General features: G+C 71.9%; 21 protein-coding genes. 14 read left to right on the forward strand and 7 right to left on the reverse strand.

Annotation, left to right across the window (positions count from 1 at the left end; translation table 11 throughout):
• Nucleotides 1-99: 99 nt before the first annotated feature.
• Nucleotides 100-432, forward strand: a complete 333-nt coding sequence (locus BUR99_RS11510; protein WP_074260524.1) for a DMT family transporter — start codon at nt 100-102, stop codon at nt 430-432.
• A 75-nt stretch (nt 433-507) separates the two neighbouring features.
• A complete protein-coding gene (locus BUR99_RS11515; RefSeq protein WP_074260525.1) occupies nt 508-1,269 on the forward strand; it encodes a GAP family protein in 762 nt (253 codons plus the stop codon).
• 76 nt (nt 1,270-1,345) lie between these two features.
• On the opposite strand, the gene BUR99_RS11520 is transcribed toward BUR99_RS11515, so the two are convergent.
• Nucleotides 1,346-2,659, reverse strand: coding sequence for a hypothetical protein (locus BUR99_RS11520; protein ID WP_143231611.1), 1,314 nt, complete (start codon nt 2,657-2,659; stop codon nt 1,346-1,348).
• A 119-nt stretch (nt 2,660-2,778) separates the two neighbouring features.
• Between BUR99_RS11520 and BUR99_RS11525 the strand changes: the two genes are divergently transcribed.
• Nucleotides 2,779-3,579 (forward strand): DNA/RNA non-specific endonuclease, encoded by an 801-nt coding sequence (locus BUR99_RS11525; protein ID WP_074260527.1) that lies wholly within the window; start codon nt 2,779-2,781, stop codon nt 3,577-3,579.
• A gap of 3 nt (nt 3,580-3,582) precedes the next feature.
• Here the strand turns inward: BUR99_RS11525 and BUR99_RS11530 are convergent, their stop codons facing one another.
• The gene (locus tag BUR99_RS11530) at nt 3,583-4,794 is read right to left on the reverse strand and encodes an AI-2E family transporter (protein ID WP_074260528.1); all 1,212 of its coding nucleotides are present in this window, start codon (nt 4,792-4,794) and stop codon (nt 3,583-3,585) included.
• A gap of 142 nt (nt 4,795-4,936) precedes the next feature.
• Nucleotides 4,937-5,926 carry a cation diffusion facilitator family transporter gene (locus tag BUR99_RS11535; protein ID WP_074260994.1) on the reverse strand — a complete coding sequence of 330 codons (990 nt, stop codon included), beginning with the start codon at nt 5,924-5,926 and terminating at the stop codon, nt 4,937-4,939.
• Nucleotides 5,927-5,981: 55 nt separating this feature from the next.
• Here BUR99_RS11535 and BUR99_RS11540 point away from each other — a divergent pair, with 55 nt between their 5' ends.
• The 3 genes from BUR99_RS11540 (at nt 5,982) to BUR99_RS11550 (ending at nt 9,551) form a co-directional block, all read left to right on the forward strand.
• The gene (locus BUR99_RS11540; protein ID WP_074260529.1) at nt 5,982-7,547 is read left to right on the forward strand and encodes an FAD-dependent monooxygenase; all 1,566 of its coding nucleotides are present in this window, start codon (nt 5,982-5,984) and stop codon (nt 7,545-7,547) included.
• Nucleotides 7,548-7,577: 30 nt separating this feature from the next.
• Entirely contained in the window at nt 7,578-8,525 is a 948-nt protein-coding gene (locus BUR99_RS11545) for an EamA family transporter (RefSeq protein ID WP_234980831.1), read from the forward strand.
• Nucleotides 8,526-8,633: 108 nt separating this feature from the next.
• The gene (locus BUR99_RS11550; protein ID WP_074260530.1) at nt 8,634-9,551 is read left to right on the forward strand and encodes an NAD(P)-dependent oxidoreductase; all 918 of its coding nucleotides are present in this window, start codon (nt 8,634-8,636) and stop codon (nt 9,549-9,551) included.
• A gap of 46 nt (nt 9,552-9,597) precedes the next feature.
• On the opposite strand, the gene BUR99_RS11555 is transcribed toward BUR99_RS11550, so the two are convergent.
• On the reverse strand, nt 9,598-10,104 hold the full coding sequence (locus tag BUR99_RS11555; RefSeq protein WP_084183940.1) for a MarR family winged helix-turn-helix transcriptional regulator: 507 nt from the start codon (nt 10,102-10,104) through the stop codon (nt 9,598-9,600).
• Between the two features lie 47 nt (nt 10,105-10,151).
• Here BUR99_RS11555 and BUR99_RS11560 point away from each other — a divergent pair, with 47 nt between their 5' ends.
• From BUR99_RS11560 to BUR99_RS11570, 3 genes are all read left to right on the forward strand, one after another.
• Nucleotides 10,152-10,379, forward strand: coding sequence for a hypothetical protein (locus tag BUR99_RS11560; RefSeq protein ID WP_234980832.1), 228 nt, complete (start codon nt 10,152-10,154; stop codon nt 10,377-10,379).
• 242 nt (nt 10,380-10,621) lie between these two features.
• Entirely contained in the window at nt 10,622-11,050 is a 429-nt protein-coding gene (locus tag BUR99_RS11565) for a cupin domain-containing protein (protein ID WP_074260532.1), read from the forward strand.
• 32 nt (nt 11,051-11,082) lie between these two features.
• Complete coding sequence (locus BUR99_RS11570) at nt 11,083-11,703, forward strand: class I SAM-dependent DNA methyltransferase (RefSeq protein ID WP_074260533.1); 621 nt, start codon at nt 11,083-11,085, stop codon at nt 11,701-11,703.
• Here BUR99_RS11570 and BUR99_RS11575 read toward each other — a convergent pair.
• Entirely contained in the window at nt 11,700-12,278 is a 579-nt protein-coding gene (locus BUR99_RS11575; protein ID WP_074260997.1) for a GIY-YIG nuclease family protein, read from the reverse strand. The genes BUR99_RS11570 and BUR99_RS11575 overlap by 4 nt on opposite strands.
• Before the next feature lie 241 nt (nt 12,279-12,519).
• Here BUR99_RS11575 and BUR99_RS11580 point away from each other — a divergent pair, with 241 nt between their 5' ends.
• Both BUR99_RS11580 and BUR99_RS11585 read left to right on the forward strand, forming a co-directional pair.
• Nucleotides 12,520-13,185: a hypothetical protein gene (locus BUR99_RS11580; protein ID WP_143231612.1), complete on the forward strand. Its 666-nt coding sequence runs from the start codon at nt 12,520-12,522 to the stop codon at nt 13,183-13,185.
• A gap of 79 nt (nt 13,186-13,264) precedes the next feature.
• Nucleotides 13,265-14,467 (forward strand): MFS transporter, encoded by a 1,203-nt coding sequence (locus BUR99_RS11585; RefSeq protein ID WP_234980833.1) that lies wholly within the window; start codon nt 13,265-13,267, stop codon nt 14,465-14,467.
• A 25-nt stretch (nt 14,468-14,492) separates the two neighbouring features.
• On the opposite strand, the gene BUR99_RS11590 is transcribed toward BUR99_RS11585, so the two are convergent.
• Together BUR99_RS11590 and BUR99_RS11595 are read right to left on the reverse strand one after the other, a co-directional pair.
• Complete coding sequence (locus BUR99_RS11590) at nt 14,493-14,909, reverse strand: arsenate reductase ArsC (RefSeq protein WP_074260535.1); 417 nt, start codon at nt 14,907-14,909, stop codon at nt 14,493-14,495.
• Between the two features lie 67 nt (nt 14,910-14,976).
• The gene (locus BUR99_RS11595) at nt 14,977-16,332 is read right to left on the reverse strand and encodes an NAD(P)-binding domain-containing protein (RefSeq protein ID WP_074260536.1); all 1,356 of its coding nucleotides are present in this window, start codon (nt 16,330-16,332) and stop codon (nt 14,977-14,979) included.
• Between the two features lie 87 nt (nt 16,333-16,419).
• On the opposite strand from BUR99_RS11595, the gene BUR99_RS11600 reads away from it, so the two are divergent.
• From BUR99_RS11600 to BUR99_RS11610, 3 genes are all read left to right on the forward strand, one after another.
• On the forward strand, nt 16,420-16,800 hold the full coding sequence (locus BUR99_RS11600; RefSeq protein WP_394327837.1) for an ArsR/SmtB family transcription factor: 381 nt from the start codon (nt 16,420-16,422) through the stop codon (nt 16,798-16,800).
• 108 nt (nt 16,801-16,908) lie between these two features.
• Nucleotides 16,909-17,817 carry a TIM barrel protein gene (locus BUR99_RS11605; protein WP_159440988.1) on the forward strand — a complete coding sequence of 303 codons (909 nt, stop codon included), beginning with the start codon at nt 16,909-16,911 and terminating at the stop codon, nt 17,815-17,817.
• On the forward strand, nt 17,814-19,043 hold the full coding sequence (locus BUR99_RS11610; protein WP_143231613.1) for a Gfo/Idh/MocA family protein: 1,230 nt from the start codon (nt 17,814-17,816) through the stop codon (nt 19,041-19,043). The genes BUR99_RS11605 and BUR99_RS11610 overlap by 4 nt, the downstream gene beginning before the upstream one ends.
• The last annotated feature ends 67 nt before the right edge of the window (nt 19,044-19,110 follow it).

Raw genomic sequence — 19,110 nt, forward strand, 5'->3', positions numbered from 1 at the left:
CACCGCCCGTGCGGTTCCACCACCCTATCGAGCGGGTCGCCACCGAGCTGGACTAGTGTCGGATGCCGCTGCTCCCGCCACCCGAGAACGGAATCCACCATGGCCTGGCTGTTCCTCACCCTCGCGATCGTCTTCGAGGTCGCGGCGACGAGCTTCATCGGCAAGACCGAGGGCTTCACGAAGCCGTGGTGGACGGTCGGCGTGCTCGCGGCGTACGGAGTGTCGTTCGCGATGCTCGCGCAGGCGGTGCGCGAGCTCGAGATCGGCATGGTCTACGCGATCTGGTCGGGCGTCGGCACTGCGGCGATCGCGACGATCGGGGTGCTGTTCCTCGGCGAGAGCCTCACGATGCCGAAGCTCTTCGGCATCGGGTTGATCATCGCGGGCGTGATCGTGCTCAACGTCTTCGCCGCGCCGGCCGCGCACGCCTGATCGGGGCGCCCGCCGCGACCCGACATCCACCGTGCGGTGGATCCGCCGGCCCGCGGCATCCGACAGGCTGGACGGATGGACCTGGACCTGCTGAGCGGGGCCGCCCTCACCGGCCCCGCCCTCCTCGGCGCACTCGCGCTGCTGGCGCTCGTCGACTCGACGAGCTTCGGCACCCTGCTCATCCCGACCTGGCTGCTGCTCGCGCCCGGACGCCTGCGTCCCGGCCGCATCCTCATCTACCTCGCGACGGTCGCCGGCTTCTACCTCGTGGTCGGCATCCTGTTGCTGACGGTCGCGGCCACCGCCATGCCCCAGCTCATGACCTTGGCCGCGACCCCCGGATTCCTCTGGGCGCAGCTCATCGTCGGTGCGGCCCTGCTCATCGGCTCGTTCTTCATCGGCGGCAACCGCAAGCGCTCCGGCCCCGGCCGGTTCGCGCGCTGGCGTGAGCGTGCCGTCACCGACGTCACGGACGTCGCCGACGAGCGCGGCACGCTGCTGCCGCTCATGGGCCTCGCCGTGGCGGCCGCGGCGGTCGAGGTGGCGTCGATGCTGCCCTACCTCGTCGGCATCGGGCTGCTCTCGACGTCGGAGTTCGACGCCGTCACGAGGTTCCTGGTGCTCGCCGGGTACTGCATCGTCATGGTGCTGCCGGCTCTCGCGCTGCTCGGCCTGAGGCTCGTCGCAACTCGCGCGATGGAGCGGCCGCTCGCGCGGCTCGGCGCCTGGATGGAGAAGAACGCCGCTGAGACCACGGGCTGGATCGTCGGCATCATCGGGTTCCTGCTGGCACGGGCGGCGGCGGTGGAACTCGGCCTCTTCCAGGCGATCCTGTAGCACTGGAGACGCGAACGCGCGCACCGACCGACCGGTCGATGCGCGCGTTCGCGTGGTGCGTCAGTGCGTCAGGTGATCAGTCCCACTCGACGACGGCGCCCTCGGTCGCGAGGTTCAGCGACGGGGTGCCGAACGACGGGCCGAACAGCACGGAGCACGTGCCGGTGGCGCCGTCCTTCGTGCACTCCGCGGTGACCTCGACCACGCCCAGGTAGCCGCCCGTCACCAGGGTCGGCGCGTCATAGCTGAGCTCGGGCTCGAATGCGCCGATCTCTGCCCGCGTCTCGGCAGGGAGCGTGCGCGTGATGGTGCCTTCGGTGAGCTCGGTTCCGTCGCTGAGCGTCGCCGGAATCGTGAGCCCGCAGCCGGCCTCGAGGGTCTTCGATGCGATGCAGACGTCGATCGAGGCCGAGACGGCCTGCCGGAAGGCCTCCGCGGCTTCGGGCGTGAGCACTGCGTCCATGCCGCTCGTGTCGGGGTACTCGCTGGGCGCGGTCACGACGACCACGTTCTCGCCCTCGAGCGCGAATCCGTCGACGGTCACGCCGTACTCGTACGCGCCCGGGAACGCATCGACGTACTCGCCGCTGACCGGAACCCCGTTGATCGTCGGCTCGAGGCCGTCGAGCTGGTAGACGGCCAGCTGGCCGGTGCCGCCCGGGATCGTCCACCCCTCGGAGTCCTCGGAGACCGAGATCTCGGTGGTCACCGGCGTGTCCCCGATCGAGTAGGTGACGGGCACGAGGGCGTAGCCGCCAGTGACCTCGGGCTCGCCGATCACGATGTCGGTGAGTGGCGCGAGCTCCTGCGACGTGGCGAGCACCTCGTCGGTCAGCAGCGGGCTCGACGACTCCGACGCGTAGAGGAACGAGCGCGCGGTCTCGGCATCGCCGTCGGCGATCGCGGTGAGATACCCCTCGACCGTCTCCTCGGCGCTGCCGCCCCCGGCGAAGGGGCTGCCGCCGCCGGCGATGCCGCGCACGGCGCCGATCGCGAACACGATCGCCGCGATCAGGGCGATGAGCACGACGAGGCCGCCGCCGACGATGCCGAGGATCGCGCCCGTGCCGAGGCCCTTCTTGGGCGGGGGAGCCATCCCGTCGGCGGGCTGAAGGGGGGCCGGTGCGACGGGCACGTATGCGGGCGCCGCGGGTGCTGCGGGCGCCGGTGCGGCGGGCACGTCTGCGGGAGCGGCGGGAGCCGGTGCAACGGGAGCCGGTGCGGCGGGCTCCAGTGCTTCGGGAGCCGGTGCCTCGGCGGCCGTCGGCGTCTCGGGAATCGGTGCCGCGACGGGTGCCGTCGGCTCGGGATCCACCTCCGGCGCGGGTGCCGCCGCAGTCGTCTCGGGAATGGTCTGCTGGGGCTCTTCGCCCCGGGAATCGTCAGTCAATGTTCCCCCTTCGGTGGCCAAGCCTAGGGGCGCGGGGAAGGGGGTCCCGGCCACGGCGGGGTGGAGGACTCCCCATTGCGCAGTGCGCGAGTGTCGGCGGGTCGTGGTCCACTCGGCGCATGGGATTCGACGCGCAGTTCCTGGGGGTTCCCGCGGCGATGCCGCGAGTGGGCGGGGCAGACGCCCCGGCCGCCGTCGAGCTCGAGTACCTGCACTTCTCGGTGGTGCTCGACACGGCGAGGCGTCTCGCGCGCGTCACGGGCGTGAATGTCGACGGGCCGTCGCTCATCGACCTGCCGCGCGGCGACGACTGGCGGCTCGACGAGCGCATCCCCGCCGACTGGCAGGCCGGCCCCGAGATCTACGCCCGCAACGACTTCGACCGCGGCCACCTCGTGCGCCGTCGCGACCCCGTGTGGGGCGCGCCCGAGATCGCGGCCCGGGCGAACGCCGAGACCTTCCGCTATCCCAATGCCGCACCGCAGGCCTCGGGCTTCAACCAGTCGAAAGAGCTCTGGCTCGGCCTCGAAGACCATGTGCTCGCGCATGCCGAGGCCTACGGGCTGCGGCTCAGCGTGTTCACGGCACCCGTGCTCGCCGCGGGCGACCCGCCGTATCGCGGCATCCGAGTGCCCCTCCGCTTCTGGAAGGTCGTCGCCTGGAACGCGGGCGGCCGCCTGGCGACGACGGCCTTCGTCGTCGATCAGGCGCCGCTCGTCGACACCAGCGAGGTCGTCGCGCCGGCTCCGGGCGAGGCGCCGCCGCTCGGCCCGTTCCGCACCTTCCAGGTGCCGGTGTCGGATGTCGCGGGCCTCACCGGTCTCGTCATGCCCGACCTCGTGGCCGCCGACGTGCTGCCGTCGACGGTCGCGGTCACCGGGTGGCGGCCGTTGGCGTCGTTCGAAGGCATCGTGCTCTGACGCTCAGCCAGTGGCGGCCGGGCTCTCGCTCGACGCGTCGCTCGGCCGCGCTCCAGCGCCCGAGTGCCTCGCCTTGCGTGCGGCCTTCGACTCGGTTTCCGCTTCGGCCATGATCCGCTTCGTCTCGTCGAGGTCGCCGAGCATGGGGCGGATCCAGAAGGAGTTCGGATTCGAGTCCACGAGCACCAGGCGCACGAGCAGGGTGAGCGGAATCGCGAGGATCGCGCCGATCGGGCCGATGACGACGGCCCAGAAGAGCACCGAGAAGAAGGTGATCGTCTGGCTGAGCGCCACGGCATTGCCGACGACCCGCGGCTGGATGACCGACTGGATCACGGCGTTGACGAGCCCGTAGACGACGATCACGGCGATGACCATCGGCCATCCGCCGACGAGGGCCGCGAAGACGATCGGCGGGATGATCGCGATGAAGTAGCCGATGTTGGGGATGAAGCTGCAGAGGAACGCCAGCAGACCCCAGATGAATGCGCCCGGCACCCCGATGATCGTGAGCGCGACCCAGTTCACGAGGCCCTGGGCCACGCCGAGCACCGTCGTCACGATCATGTAGCGGCGCACGTTGTGCGCGTAGTTCACGAGCGAGACCACGACGAGCGGGCGGTGCGGCTTCAGCTGGCGGAGGAGGGTCGGCAGGTAGCCGGCGTCCATGGCCATGAGCAGCAGCATCGTGAAGAGCACGACGAGGGTCGTGGTCCATCCGGCGAGGCCGCCGACGACGCCGCCGACGAAGCCGATCACGGTGCCCGGGTCGAAGTCGGCGAACAGGGAGGACACCTCGTCGGCGCCGATGCCGATCGAGACCAGCCACTGCGCGACACCGGCGCCCCAGGCCTTGATCTCGTCGGCGTACTCCGTCAGCAGGGTCGCGAACTGGCCGAACGCGACCAGCACGGCGTAGCCGAAGGTGACGAGCAGCAGCACGACGGCCGTGATGACCGACCCCGTGGCGATGCCGCGGGGCACGCCGCGCTCCTCGAGCCACATGCGCAGCGGGTGCGCGCAGATCGTCAGTACGAGTGCGAAGAAGACCGGGGCGAGGATGCCCGCGATGGCGGCGAGACCGAATGCCGCGATGGCCGCGCCGCCGAGCCCCATCAGGATGAAGGCGTTGCGGTGCTCACCGCCCGGCGCCTCGAGCTGCACGGCCTCGTGAGCGCCGGTCGTCGACTGGGATCGCTTCCTGTTCCACCACATGGGGACTCCGCTCAGCGAGCAGCACGCTCGCGCCTGTGCTCACGATAGCGAGCGGCGCACGCCGGGCAGCGGAGCCTCTCGGAATGCCGTGCGGGTCGGCGCGAAGTCGTCGGCGCGTCGGCGCGTCGTCGTCAGGGCGTCGTCAGGGCGTCGTCGTCGCGCGGCGGCCGAAGGTGAGGGACGGGCTGGCAGGGTCCGAGAGCGTGAGGAGCACCCGCCCGACCTGTTCGGGCTCCTCAATCGCGTCTTCGAGACGTCGGAGTTCGGCCGCGACATCCGCTTCGCTCCGGTCGCCGGCGAGGTCGACCGCGGCGATCACGAAGACGGTGTCCGGCCCCGTGTACTCGATGTGCAGGAAGGTGACCCGATCGACCTCGGGCCGCTCGAGGAGCTCGCCGAGCACGACGTCGCGCGACTCCTCGTCGATCGCCTCGCCGAGGAGGAACGCGCGGTTCCGGCCGATGAGCACGACCGCGACGACGCCGAGCAGCACGCCGACGAGGATCGAGCCGAGCGCGTCGTAGACGGGGGAGCCCGTGACCTGGTGCAGCAGCACGCCGAGGAACGCGAGCACGAGGCCGATGAGCGCCGCGGCGTCCTCGGCGAACACCGCCCGCAGCGTCGGGTTCGAACTCTTCGCGACGTGCTCGATCGTGTGCAGTCGCTGCGACCTGGCCGCAGCTCGCGCCTGCCGGTACGCCCGAGCGAACGAGACGGCCTCGAGCACGAACGAGACCGCGAGCACGACGTAGGCGACGCCGAAGTCACTCGCCGGTTCGGGGTCGATGAGCTCGCTGATGCCGTGCTGGATCGAGACGACGGAGCCCGCTGTGAAGAGTCCGAAGGCCGCGAACATCGACCAGATGTAGGCGTCCTTGCCGAAGCCGAGCGGATGCCGCGCATCGGCGGGCTTCCGCGAGCGGCGCTCGGCGATGACGAGCAGGATCTCGTTCCCGGTGTCGGCCCACGAGTGCGCCGCCTCGGCGACCATCGAGGCCGAGCCGGTGATCGCCGCGGCCGCCGACTTCGCGATCGCGATGAGCGCGTTCGCGACGAGGGCGATGATCACCGTGAGGAGGCTCTCGCCCGCCGTGCCACGGTCCTCGCGGTCGTCGGTGTCGTTCTCGGTCACGTCGCCCCCCTCGTCGAGTCTGGCATCCGGGACGGCCCGGTGCGACAGTTGAGACATGGGCGAGGCCGCCGAGCAGCTCGACACCGACGTGCTCGTCGTCGGGGCGGGTCCGAGCGGGCTCATGGCCGCGGTGTGCCTCGCGAAGCTGGGGGTCGACGCGGTGATCGTCGACGGCAAGCAGGGGCCGACACGCGAGTCGCGCGCCCTCGCCGTGCAGGCGCGCTCGATGGAGCTCTACGACCAGCTCGGCCTCGTCGACCGGGTGCTCGCCGAGCGCTCGTCGGCGACGACCGTCGTGCCCGGCGCGGGCCGGGGCAGCCGCCCGTTCGGGCGCATCCGGTTGCGGGCGCTCGGCACCGGCGTCACGCCCTATCCCGAGATCACGGTGTTCGAGCAGAGCCGCAACGAACGACTGCTCGTCGATGCGCTCGGTGAGCTCGGACGCGAGGTGCGGTGGGGGCATCGGCTCGAACGACTCGAGATCGCGCCGAGCGGTGGGGGCGGCGCCCGGGCAGCCGCGGCATCCGTCACCGCGACGCTGGCCGGTCCCGAAGGTCCGGTGGCCGTGCGCGCCCGCTACTGCATCGGCGCCGACGGCGCGCACTCGCTCGTGCGGGAGACGCTCGGCGTGCCCTTCGAGGGCGTCACCAACGAGCACACCTTCTACGTCGCGGATGCCTCGGGTGTCACGGGGCTCGTCGGCGACGCGATCAACGTGCGCGTGACGGCCGAGCACTTCCTGCTCGCCTTCCCGATGGGACCGGGGCGGGCGCGCCTGCTCGGGGTCGTGCGCGACCGCGACCGCGACGAGCACGGCGAGCTGCCCGAGGCGCTCGTGCGCGGCATGCTCGACCGGGAGTTCGGCGTGCGGTACGCGGCATCCGCCTGGTTCACGACGTACCGGCTGCACCATCGCCTCGCCGCGCGTTTCCGCGACGGTCCGTGCTTCCTCGTCGGGGACGCCGCCCACATCCACTCGCCGGTCGGCGCGCAGGGCATGAACACCGGGCTGCAGGAGGCGCACGACCTGGCCTGCGCGCTCGCCGACGTCGTGGTCGGCGGCATGCCCGATGCCCGGCTCGACCGCTACGAGGCGGAGCGAAGGCCGGTCGGGAAGGTGCTCGTCGCGACGACGGATCGCGCCTTCGCCGCCGTGACCTCCGACTCGACGACGGCGCGCTTCCTGCGCGGCCGAGTCGTGCCGCTCATCGGGCCGATCGTCGTTCGCCTGGCGCCCCTGCTCTTCGGCGGCCGGCGGGTGTTCGGCTACCTCTCGCAGACCCGCATCCGATATCCGGTGCCGGATGCCGCGGGCACTCGCCGCGACGGGGCGGTCGGCGTCCGGCTGCGCTGGACGGGCGAGAACTTCGACGTCCTCCGCTCGATGCGGTGGCAGGTGCACGGGTACGGCGTACCCGAGCGGGCCGTGCGGCGGATCGCCGCCGAACTCGGGGTCGAGGCCCACGTCTTCGCCCGCGACCGGGGACGGCCGCGACGTGCCCGGCTGCGGGCCGACCGGGTCTATCTCGTGCGTCGCGACGGCTTCGTGGTCGCCGAGGTGCTCGCCCCCGGCACGGGCCCCGACCTCGATGCCGCGCGGGCCCGCCTCGCCGGATTCTGAGGCGCGCTCATCGACGCGTATCGTCGTATGGTGACCGACCAGACGACCCCCGCGCCGGCGACCACCCCGGCGCCCACGGACGGCGCGGCGAACCGTCGGAGCCTCGCCGGAGCCGCGGTGCAGCTCGGCACCGAGGTCTCCATCAACTTCGGCTCCTCGCTCGCGGGCCTCGTGATCCCGGTCGTCGGCTCGTTCGTCGTGGTCGCGGTGCGCCAGCTCGTGATGGTCGTCGCCGTGCTCCCGTTCTACCGGCCGAAGCGAGCCGAGCTGACGTGGCGCCGGCTCTGGCCGGCGGTCGCCCTCGGCGTCGTGCTCGCCATCATGAACGTGACGTTCTACGAGTCGGTGCACCTGCTCGGCCTCGGCGTCGCCGCCACGATCGAGTTCCTCGGACCGCTCGCCATCGCGCTCGCGAGCTCGCGACGCGTGCTCGACGTGATCTGCGCGCTCGCCGCGGGCGCCGGCGTCGTGCTGCTGATCGGCCCGGGGGCATCGGATGCCGAGGGTATCGACCCGTGGGGTGTGGCGTTCGCCCTCACCGCGGCGGCGGCCTGGGCCGGGTACATCCTGCTCACCCGCCGGGTCGCCGTGGGGCTGCCCGGCCTCGAGGGGCTCACCGTCGCGAGCATCGTCAGCCTCGCGCTGCTGGTGCCGTTCGCGGTGGCGACCTTCGACCCCGCGGTCATCGACTGGGCGGTCGTGGGCCTGCTGCTCGGCGTCGGCGTGCTGTCGTCGGCGCTGCCGTACAGCCTCGACACCTGGATCCTGCGGCGCATCTCGCCGCGCATCTACGCGATCGTCACGAGTTTCGGACCCGTGATCGCCGCGGTGTTCGGCTGGCTCGTGCTCTCGGAGACCTTCTCGCCCACCGAGGCGATCGCGATCCTCATCGTCTGCGGCGCAGCGGGCACGGCCCTCGCCACCCAGCGTTCGCGCCCCAAGTCGCAGCTCGAGCAGACCGCGGAGGGCATGGCCTGACGCGCATGGCCCGAGGTGCGGCGACCGGCGGCATCGTTGCCGGGCCGGGGCCGCGACCGTATCGTTGACGCGAGAGCGTGCTGCACGTCGACGAGGTCGGGAGGAACCGTGGCCACCATCGCGTGGATCGGTCTGGGACACATGGGCGGACCGATGGCGGGCAACCTCGTCGCCGCCGGACACATCGTGCGGGGCGTCGATCCCGTGCCCGCGGCGCGCACCGCGGCCGCCGAGCGCGGCGTGCGCGTCGTCGCCACCGTCGAGGAGGCGGCACGGGATGCCGACGCCGTGTTCACCTCGCTGCCGCGCAGCGAGCACGTGCGCGAGGTCTACGGCGGCGAAGACGGGGTCTGGGCTGCCGCCCCCGCTTCGGCGCTGCTGCTCGACACCTCGACCGTCGACGTCGCGACGTCGAGGTTCTGCCACGAGACATCCGTCGAACGGGGGTTCCGCTTCGTCGACTCGCCCGTCTCCGGCGGCATCGCGGGAGCCGAGGCGGCGACCCTCACCTTCATGCTGGGCGGTGACCCGGTGGATGTCGCCGAGGCGACGCACCTCGTCGGGCCGCTCGCCGCGCACGTCTTCGACCTCGGCGGCCCCACGATGGGCATCGCCGCGAAGCTCGCGAACAACCTCATGCTCTTCGTCTCGCTGCTCGGCGTCGCCGAGGGGTCGCAGCTCGCCGCCGAGCTCGGGCTCGACCCGGCGAAGTTCTTCGAAGTGGCATCCGTCTCGTCGGGGGAGTCGTGGCCGCTCCGCACCTGGTACCCCGCTCCGGGCGTCGTGCCGACGAGCCCTGCCAACCGCGGGTTCGACGCCACCTTCTCGGCGGTGCTCGCCCAGAAGGACCTCTCGTTCGCACTCGACGCGGGCGATGCCGCCGGGCTGCCGATGCCGGCGTCGCGCATCGCCCTCGAGCAGTTCGAGCGGCTGATCGACGAGGGCTTCGGCGGAAAAGACGCGAGCCTCATCGTGAAGTACGCCTCGGCCGACGGGAGCGTCGCCGGGTTCGACCCCGAGGCGTGAGTCTCGCCCCGAGGCCTGAGGGGCTCGGCCGTGCTGGAGCGGCGGGTCAGCCCTGCTGCACGGCCGCGATGACCTCGGTGAGGCGGTCGCGGAGTCGCCCGAGCTCATCGAGGCTCATGCCGAGACGGTCGACGACCTGCGGCGGAATGGCGAGCGCCTGTTCGCGGAGGGCCCGCCCGGCAGGCGTGAGCGCCACGTCGAGCGCGCGCTCGTCGCGGGTGCTGCGCTCGCGCGTGAGGTAGCCCTGCGCTTCGAGGCGCTTGAGCAGCGGTGACAGGGTCGCCGGCTCGAGCTGCAGCGCCTCGCCGAGGTCGCGCACCGTTCGCGGGCTCCGCTGCCAGAGCGCGAGCATCACGAGGTACTGCGGGTGCGTGAGGCCGAGCGGCTCGAGGATCGGGCGGTAGACGCCGATCACGCCGCGTGCGGCGACGGCGAGGGCGAAGCAGACCTGGTTCTCGAGGGCGAGCAGGTCGTCGGCGTCGATGCGAGCGGGCGCGGATGTCGCGGCATCCGTCTCATCGGCGGTGTCGGGGAGTGCGCTGCTGGCGTTCATGGGCTTCCAGTATGACGTGGCGACGAATCATTAGTACACTAATGATTGTGACACGAAGAAAGCGGGACACGTCAACCGGAGCCCAGCGCGGCTACGCCGGCTTCATCGACCGGCTGAACGCGAAGCTGCTGCCCTACATCGGGCCGCCTCCGCTCGGTCCCTACGACGAGGAGCCGGCGCCGGCCGCACCCCCGGTGTGCCCGCTCTGCGGCGCCGCGATGTCGAGCCACACGATCGACCGCTCGTTCGAGCGCACGCAGCTGCACTGCCCCTGACGCCTGCCCCACATCGCCTGGCCACGCCGCCACCTCGCCACGCCGCTGGTCGCTGCAACGCAGAGTTCACCACCTCACCCAAGGCCGAGCGGACGCAAGTTGTCGGAATGGCCCCCTGCATTCCGACAAGACGGGTCGTCTCGGCGAGCCGGAGCGGGAGCGTGCGTGGGAGGCGAGCAGGGGAGCAAGCGCGTGGGCGAGCCCGTAGCCAGCGTGTCGGCGCCGCCCGCTACAGTGACCACGTGAGCGACTACGAAGTGCTGGAGATGGGCGGCCTCGACGAGTGGCGGGAGCACTTCGGCGGCTTCCGCCCCGAGAGTTCCCGCGACGGCAGACGGGTCGTCGACCACGACCTCGCGATGCAGTACATCGGCATGACGGCGAACGCGCTCGAGCCGGGTGAAGAGGCCGGGTACTGGCACACCCACTCCCGGGTCGAGGAGCTCTACGTGTTCCTCGGCGGTCGCGGCCAGATGGGCCTCGACGACGAGGTCGTCGACGTCGGTGCCGGCAGCGTCGTGCGCGTGGGGCAGGGCGTCTGGCGCACGTGGCGCTGCGCTCCCGACGGAGCAGAGCAGCTGCGCTGGCTGTGCATCCGGGCCGGCGGCTCCGAGCTGCCGCACCTGCCCGACGACGGGCAGCGCGACAACGACCGCCCGTCGCCCTGGTAGCCGGGGGCAGCAGGATCGAAGCGGAGGGCGACATGTCGATCGCCGAGGTGCGGGAGGCCTACACCGGGCGTGCCGAGGAGTACATCTCGCTGCTCGGCTCGGTCGCCGACACGCACGAACTCGACCGCGACCTCATCTCCCGATGGGCCGAGCAACTCGACGGGCCCGTGCTCGACGCCGGCTGCGGGCCGGGTCACTGGACCGACCACCTCCGGCGCCTCGGTCGCGACGTCGAGGGCGTCGATCTCGTTCCCGCCTTCGTCGCTCGGGCGCGCGAGCGATTCCCCGAGGTGCCGTTCCGGGTGGCCACGTTCGACGATCTCGGCGTCGCCGATGCCGCGCTCGGCGGAATCCTCGCGTGGTACTCGCTGATCCACCTCGAGCCCGAGCGGGTACCGTCGGCCCTCAGCGAGTTCGCACGGTGCATCCGCCCCGGGGGCAGCCTGCTGCTCGGCTTCTTCGACGGAGCGAGCATCGAGCCGTTCCCGCACAAGGTCGTGACCGCCTACTTCTGGCCGCCGTCCGCGATGACGGAGCGGCTCGAGGCCGCGGGGTTCGCGGTGGAAGCGGTGCACACCCGCTCCGAGGAGGGCACTCGGCCCCACGCCGCGATCGTGGCGCGACGCATCGATGCCGGGGCATCGGCCCGCTAGCTCTGCGCCGCCAGCCGCCGGCTCACCCACCGGTCGTACTGCGCCCACGGGTCGGTGACCCCGAGTCGCAGCTCGGCGATGTGCGCGAGCAACTCGTCGTGCACGTCGAACCACTCGGTGCCGGGGGAGCGGTGCGCCGCGAACTGCGCGTGGCGGCGCTGCTCGACGGTGCGGTCGCCGAGCTCGAAGGCGAGCACCTCGTCGTGCGGCAGGCTCGCGAACCGCACGCGCGGATTGCCCGAGGTGCCGATCTTGATCTGGTCGCGATAGCCGAGGTAGTAGACGACGTCGACCCTGGGGTCGGCCACTGCGCCGTCGGGCACGTCGCCGACCCGCCACTCGCAGATCGCGCAGATGCGGCCCGAGGGGTAGGCGACCCCGACCCTGGAGCCGCAGACGAGACAGGGCCCGGGCAGCAGATCGGTCACCCCGACCTCGCCGGCCACCCAGTCGTGGGCCTCGAGCAGGTGCCCGGTGCAGAGGTCGAGGGGCGCACCCGCCTCGACCGGCGCCGAGCACGGGCCAGCGTCGAGGCGGATGCTGCACGCGCGCCCCGGGGCATCCGCTCGGTTCATGTCGGCAAGGCTAATCGCGACCACCGACGCGTCATGCAGCACGCCTGCGCCGCGCATCCGCTCGGTCCATGGTCGAGGACTCAGCGCGGCCGCCGACGCGACTGCAGCACGCCTGCGCCGCGCATCCGCTCGGTCCATGGTCGAAGACTCAGCGCGACCACCGACGCGTCAGGGGGCCGCGATAGGCTCGTTTTCCGACCGCCGAACGGCGGGCGGACACCGTGTTCGGAGGTCGATCGGCATGCCCTTGTGGCGCAAGCGGGAGCGACGGCGGTTCAGGCCGTTCGACCGCACCGCGCTGCCCGAGGCCCCGGTGCCCACCTTCGACGAGATGCTCGCGGAAGGCGTGCTCGTCGCCGAGTCGGCCGGTCGCATGGCGCTGAAGAACCGCATGATCGTCGAGGCGCTGCGCGGCGAGGAGCCCTTCGCGCCCGAGCGTGCGGCCGCGGCCGCGCGCGAGGTGCTCTACGAGCTCGTGCAGGAGGCCGACGAGGTCGCCGAGATCACCGGAGAGGCGCGCTCCGCCGCCGCGAAGCGCGAGGGCCGTTCATCGCACGAGCACGACTATCGTCGAGCGGATGCCGCGAACCTCCGCCGGCGCGAGCAGGTCTACGCGGCCGTGGCGAAAGAGCTGTGGGAGCGCCGCAACGATCCTGAGTACCTCAGGGCATTCGCGGAGCGGGCGCGTGAAGAGGCCTGGGACGAGGTCTCGGGTGCGATCGAGACGCGACTCGACCGGGAGTGGGGCGAGTGGCCCGAGATCGAGGTCGACGAGGCCTACGAGGCCGAGCGCGATGATCGCATCCACGACCTGCTGGCCGACCTCGATCGCGGCGTCACCGCCGCCGAAGCAGAGCGGGCCAGACGCGCCGCGGCGAACGACCCGTTCCGCGGGTACGTGGGCTGAACCTCGTCCGGCCGACCGTTCAGCAGGGGTTCACGGAGCGCGCCGACGGTCGTCCGCGGCCCGCGATAGCGTGGGAGAGGTGAGCCGTGCCGACCGTATCGACCGAGTCGAGGCGTCGCCCGTGCCTGCCGGCCGACTGGGCCTGCGCCTCGCTGCGCTGTCGATCGGGCAGGTGGTCAGCTGGGGCATCCTCTACTACGCGATGATCGTCGCGGCGCCCGAGGTGGCGCGCGAGACGGGCTGGTCGCTCGTCGCGATCACCGCCGCGTTCTCGGCCGGCCTCGTGGTGTCGGCGTTCGCCGGAGTGCTCGTCGGGCGGCTGCTCGACGAGCGCGGACCGCGCACCGTCATGAGCCTCGGATCACTGGTCGGTGCCGCCGGGCTCGTGGGCGTCGCATCCGCGCCCGACCTCGTGCTCTTCGCCGCGGCATGGATCGTGTGCGGCGTCGCGCAATCGGCCGTGCTCTACCAGGCGGCCTTCACCGTGATCACTCGCCGCTACGGTGAACGACGCCAGCTGCCGATGACGATCCTGACGCTGGCGGGCGGGCTCGCCTCGACGATCTTCGCTCCGATCGTCGCCGCCCTGCTCTCGGTGCTCGACTGGCGGGCGACCTTCCTCCTGCTCGCCGCGGTGCTCGCCGTCGTCACGGTGCCGCTGCACCTGCTGTCGCTCGAGCGTCGATGGCCGCACCGGCATGCGGCGCACGAGGAGGCCGTGCACACGGTCTCCTCGGTACTGCGCACGCGTCGCTTCTGGATGCTCGAGATCACGATGATCGCCGTCAGCGTGGCGCTGATGAGCACGACGCTCGCCGCGGTGCCGCTCTATATGGAGAAGGGCCTGACCTTCGAGTTCGCGGCGCTCGCGCTCGGCCTGGTCGGTGCGGGCCAGGTGATCGGCCGGCTGCTGTTCCTCGTGCTGCCGCGCGGCGCACGGCCGTGGGTGCCCGTCGCAGTCGTCTGCGCGCTCACCGCGATCTCGCTCACCGCGCTCGCGCTCGTGCCCGGCCCGGTCTGGCTGCTCATCGCGATCGGCGTCGTCGCCGGCGCCGTGCGCGGTGCGTACACGCTCGTGCAGGCGTCGGCGGTCGCCGATCGATGGGGCACGCGCAACTACGGCGCCATCAACGGCGCCTTCGCCGCGCCGATCACGATCGCGATGGCCCTCTCGCCGGCGATCGGAGCGGCCGTGGCCACGGGCGTCGGCTCGTACGCCGCGATGACGGCCGTCATGGCGGGGCTCGCGTTCGTCGCGATGTTCACGGCCCGCGCGACGTAGACCGGGCCGTCCGTTCCGGCTCGGGCTAGGCGCCCGTCGCCACCGGCGCGATCTCGGCGATGAGCGCCTCGACGCGCGAGCGGATGTCGTCGCGCACGCGGCGCACCGTCTCGAGATCTTTGCCGGCGGGATCTTCGAGCTCCCAGTCCTCGTACCGCTTGCCGGGGAAGATCGGGCAGGCGTCGCCGCAGCCCATGGTGATCACGACGTCGGACTCGCGCACGGCATCGACCGTGAGCACCTTCGGCGCATTGCCGGCGATGTCGATGCCCGCTTCGGCCATTGCCGCGACGGCGACCGGGTTGATCTCGTCCTTCGGCTCGGATCCGGCCGACAGCACCTCGACGCGGTCGCCCGCAAGCGCGCGCAGATAGCCGGCGGCCATCTGGGAGCGGCCGGCGTTGTGCACGCAGACGAACAGGACGGTGGGGGTGTCGGTCACGGGTTCTCGCTCTCGATGGTCGGCAGCAGCATAGACGGGTCAGGTGACGTCGAGGTGAACGGGCGGTTCAACCGCAGCATCCGCCCGCGTCCGGCGTCGCAGAGCCATTCGTCGAGACGGCGCCGCCGGTCGAGCACACGCCCGTCGCCGGCAGCACGAGTTCGACGTTGCGGGCGGCCGCGGCGTCACCGGCGAGCCACGCGGACACCGAGCGGACCTGCTCGTACCCGGTCGCGAGCAGGAAGGTCGGCGCGCGTCCGTAGCTCTTCATGCCCACGATGAAGAAGTCGCGTTCGGGCTGGGTGAGCTCGGCGAAGCCGTGCGGCTCCACCGTGCCGCACGAGTGCACGTTCGGGTCGATGAGCGGCGCGAGCCGGCGGGGCGCCTCGACGATGTCGTCGAGCTCGAGGCGGATCTCGCGGAGCATCTCGAGGTTCGGACGGAACCCGGTGGCGTTCACGATGCGGTCGGCCGAGATCGTCTCGAGCCCGTCGCCGCGGCGGCCGGTGATGCGGGCGACGGATGCCTCGTCGACCACGTCTCGTGCGAGCCGCACGATCTCGAACCGATCGACGAGCTCGATGCGGCCGGCATCGACGAGTGCGTCGACGCGGGCCCCGATCGATGCCCGCGCTGCGAGCTCGTCATCGGGCGAGGTCGAGACCCGTGCGGCCGTGGCGTTGCGGATGACCCAGGTGATGCGCGTGGCGGGCTCCTGCTCGGCGAGCGTCGCGAGCTTCAGCAGGGTGTTGGCCGCGGAGTGCCCGGCGCCGACGACGACGGTGTGCAGGCCCGCGAAAGCGGCGCGTTCGCGGCCGAGCACGTCGGGCAGCGCGTGGCTCACCAGGTCGGCCACGTCGGGCAGGCCGAGCGGGTCGAGCCCCGAGGAGCCGAGGCTGTTGGGGGTGAGGTAGGTGCCCGAGGCGTCGATCACCGCACGGGCGGTGAGCTCTTCGACGCGGTCGGCGCTGCGCACACGCAGCAGGAACGGCGTCTGCGCCCGACCGGTGGTGCGGGTGCGGTCCATGCCCTCGCGGGTGATGTCGGTGACGTCGACGCCGAGACGGGTGCGGTCGGCGATCGCCGGGAGTGCGGCCAACGGGGCGAGGAACCTCTCGACGAGCTCGGTTCCCGTCGGCAGGGAATCGGCGGGCTGCGGGCTCCAGCCCGTCGCGGAGAGCAGGCGCGCGGCCGCGGGGTCGACGAGGTGCTTCCAAGGGGAGAACAGTCGGGTGTGCCCCCATTGCATGACGCTCGCACCGATGCGGTCGCCGGCTTCGAGCAGCACGAAGTCGATGCCGCGCTCGGTCAGGTTCGCCGCGGCGGCGAGGCCGATGGGGCCGGCGCCGACGATGGCGACGGGCAGGCCCTGCAGTCGCGAGGGGGCGGTGGTGCTCGGAGCGGTGAGGTCGATGAGGGTCATCCGTGTCTCTCATTCATTGAAGGCTGTCGATATGGCGATTCTGGCGACTATATCGACAGTTGTCAATATATGGGTAGAGTGGTGATCGTGACCATCATCGAGCTGCCCCTCGTCTCGCGCGACGCCGCCGAGGCCGCCGCCGGGGTCGCGCCCGCCGCATGCTGCGGTCCGCTCACCCGCGAGACCATCACCGCATCCGATGCCGAGGTCTTCGCGCGCACGCTCAAGGCCATCGCCGACCCCGTGCGGCTGCGACTCGTCTCGATCGTCGCGGCATCCGAAGGGCAGGAGGCGTGCGTGTGCGACCTCACCGAGCCCGTCGGCCTCAGCCAGCCGACCGTGTCGCATCACCTCAAGATCCTCACCGAGGCCGGCATCCTCTCGCGCTCGAAGCGGGGAACGTGGGCGTACTACCGCCTGGTGCCGGGCGCGCTCGAGGCGATCGCGGCACCGCTCGTCAGTGTCTGATCGACCCGTCGAGGCGACCTGTCACGTGCTGTTGTAAGTATGTCCGAACTTAGTTACCCTTGACCGCGGAGACGCACTGCAGCGTCCCAACGGTTGAGAGGACTCTCGGTGATCCGAACTGCGAACGCGCCGGTCAGTTATGGCGTCTTCGAACTTTCCCGCCCCGATGTCGTGCCGCTGCCCGATGGCGAGCAGCTGGCGACGTGGGTGGCCGAGGCAGGGTACGAGGGCATCGATCTCGGCCCGGTCGGCCTGTTCGGTGATCGGCTGGAGCTGCCCCGGCTCCTCGAACGTCACGGTCTCGCGCTCGCCGGCGGCTGGGTCGACCTGCCCTTCGCCGGCACCGACGAGGAATTCGAGCACGCGTTCGCCGCGCTCGCTCCGACGCTCGAGCTGTTCGCGGCGGCCGCCGCCGTCGCCCCCGATCGTGCGCCCAAGCCGACGCTCGCCGACTCGGGCTCGCCCGAGCGCAAGGCGCGTCCCGGCGGCGCCCCCGAGCTCGAGCTCGACGACGCACGTTGGGCGGTCTTCGCCGCGCGCGTGCAGCGTGCCGCCGACCTCACGCGCGCGGCGGGTCTCGAGCCGACCTTCCACCATCACGCGAGCACCTACATCGAGACGCCGCGCGAGATCGATCGATTCCTCGCCGACACCGACGTCGACCTGACGTTCGACACCGGGCACCTGCTCGTGGGCGGCGGCGACCCGGTCACCGACTTCCCGCGCTGGGCCGAGCGCATCAACCACGTGCACCTGAAGGACGCCGACCGCTCGGTGCTCGCCGCGGCGGCCGGCTCGGCCGACCCGATGCGCGACATCTGGGAGCGGCGCGTGTTCGTCGCGCTCGGCGAGGGCGACCTCGAGGTCGACCGCATCGTCGACACGATCGTCGACTCAAGCTACGACGGCTGGATCGTCGTCGAGCAGGACGTCATCCTGCAGGACGCCGACGACGTCGCCCGCGCGCGCGCCGATCAAGTCGCGAACCGCGAGCGCCTGCGGCGGTGGTTCGCATGACCGGGTTCGACGAGCAGCCCGTCCCTGCCGGCGATGCCGCGCCGCGCGGCGAACGCGTGCGCATCGCCGTGATCGGCCTCGGCGCGATCAGCCAGAGCGTGCACCTGCCGCTCATCCGGCGCAACGCCGATCTCATCGAACTCGTCGCCGTCGTCGACCTCTCCGACGCTCGCGCACGCGAGATCGCCGAGGCATCCGGCGCCGGAGTCGCAGCCTTCGCCTCGATCGAGTCGCTCATCGATGCCGTCGCAGCCGGCGCCATCCGCGTCGACGGCGCCATCCTCGCGACCTCGGGCTCGCACGCGGCGGATGTCGCGCGACTCGTCGCCGCCGGAATCCGCGTGCTCGCCGAGAAGCCGCTCGCGTTCTCGCTCGCCGAGGCCGAGGCGCTCCGCGAGGTCGCAGGCGACCGCGGCATCGACCTGGCCGAGTGGGTTCGGGTCGGCTACATGAAGGAGCACGACCCGGCATCCGCGGCGGCGAAGGCCCTGCTCGCCGAGGTCGAGATCCGGGCGGTGACCGTCGAGGTGCTGCACCCGGCCGACGGCGCGCAGCTCGCCTTCGCGAACCTCGCGGCTCCGCCGTCCGACGTGCCCGCCGAGACGCTCGCCGCACTCATCGCCGCGACCGACGCGACGGTCGCCACGGCCATCGGCGACGCCGCTGACCCGCTTCCGAAGCTCTACACGAACGTCGTGCTCGGCTCGATCGTGCACGACATCGGGCTCCTGCGGCACCTCGTCGGCGGCATCGGCACGGTCGACCGCGCCCGCCACACGGGCCCGGCCTTCCCCGGATCGCTCAGCCTCGGCGGCACCCTCGCCGAGCGCACCGACGTGCCGTGGTCGATCGACTGGCACTTCATCCCGCGCTACCCCGAGTACCGCGAGACCGTCACCTTCCACCACGAGGCGGGCACGATCGCCCTCACCTTCGCGGTGCCCTACGTGCTGAACGTCCCCACCGTGCTCACCGTCGTCGAGAACGCCGAACCCCTCGGGTCGCGGCGTTCCGAGACGCGATGGATGCAGGAGGAGGCGTTCGAGCATGAGCTCCGGTCGTTCGCGGCACTCGCCGCGGGGCATCCGGAGCCCGGCCCATCCGTCGCGGAGGGGGTCGCCGACATCATCGTCGGCCAGCGGATGCTCCGCACCCTCGCCGACTCGATCGGCGCACCGCTCGGCGAGGCGTCGGAGGCGGGCGCCGCCGGCGAGCGGCGGGCCTGAGCACCACGCAACACGAGCACCACCAGCACCACCAGCACCACCCTGCCGACGAGAGGCTCGGCGGGCG

Source organism: Agromyces cerinus subsp. cerinus (genome assembly GCF_900142065.1).
In the GTDB taxonomy this organism is placed as follows: domain Bacteria; phylum Actinomycetota; class Actinomycetes; order Actinomycetales; family Microbacteriaceae; genus Agromyces; species Agromyces cerinus.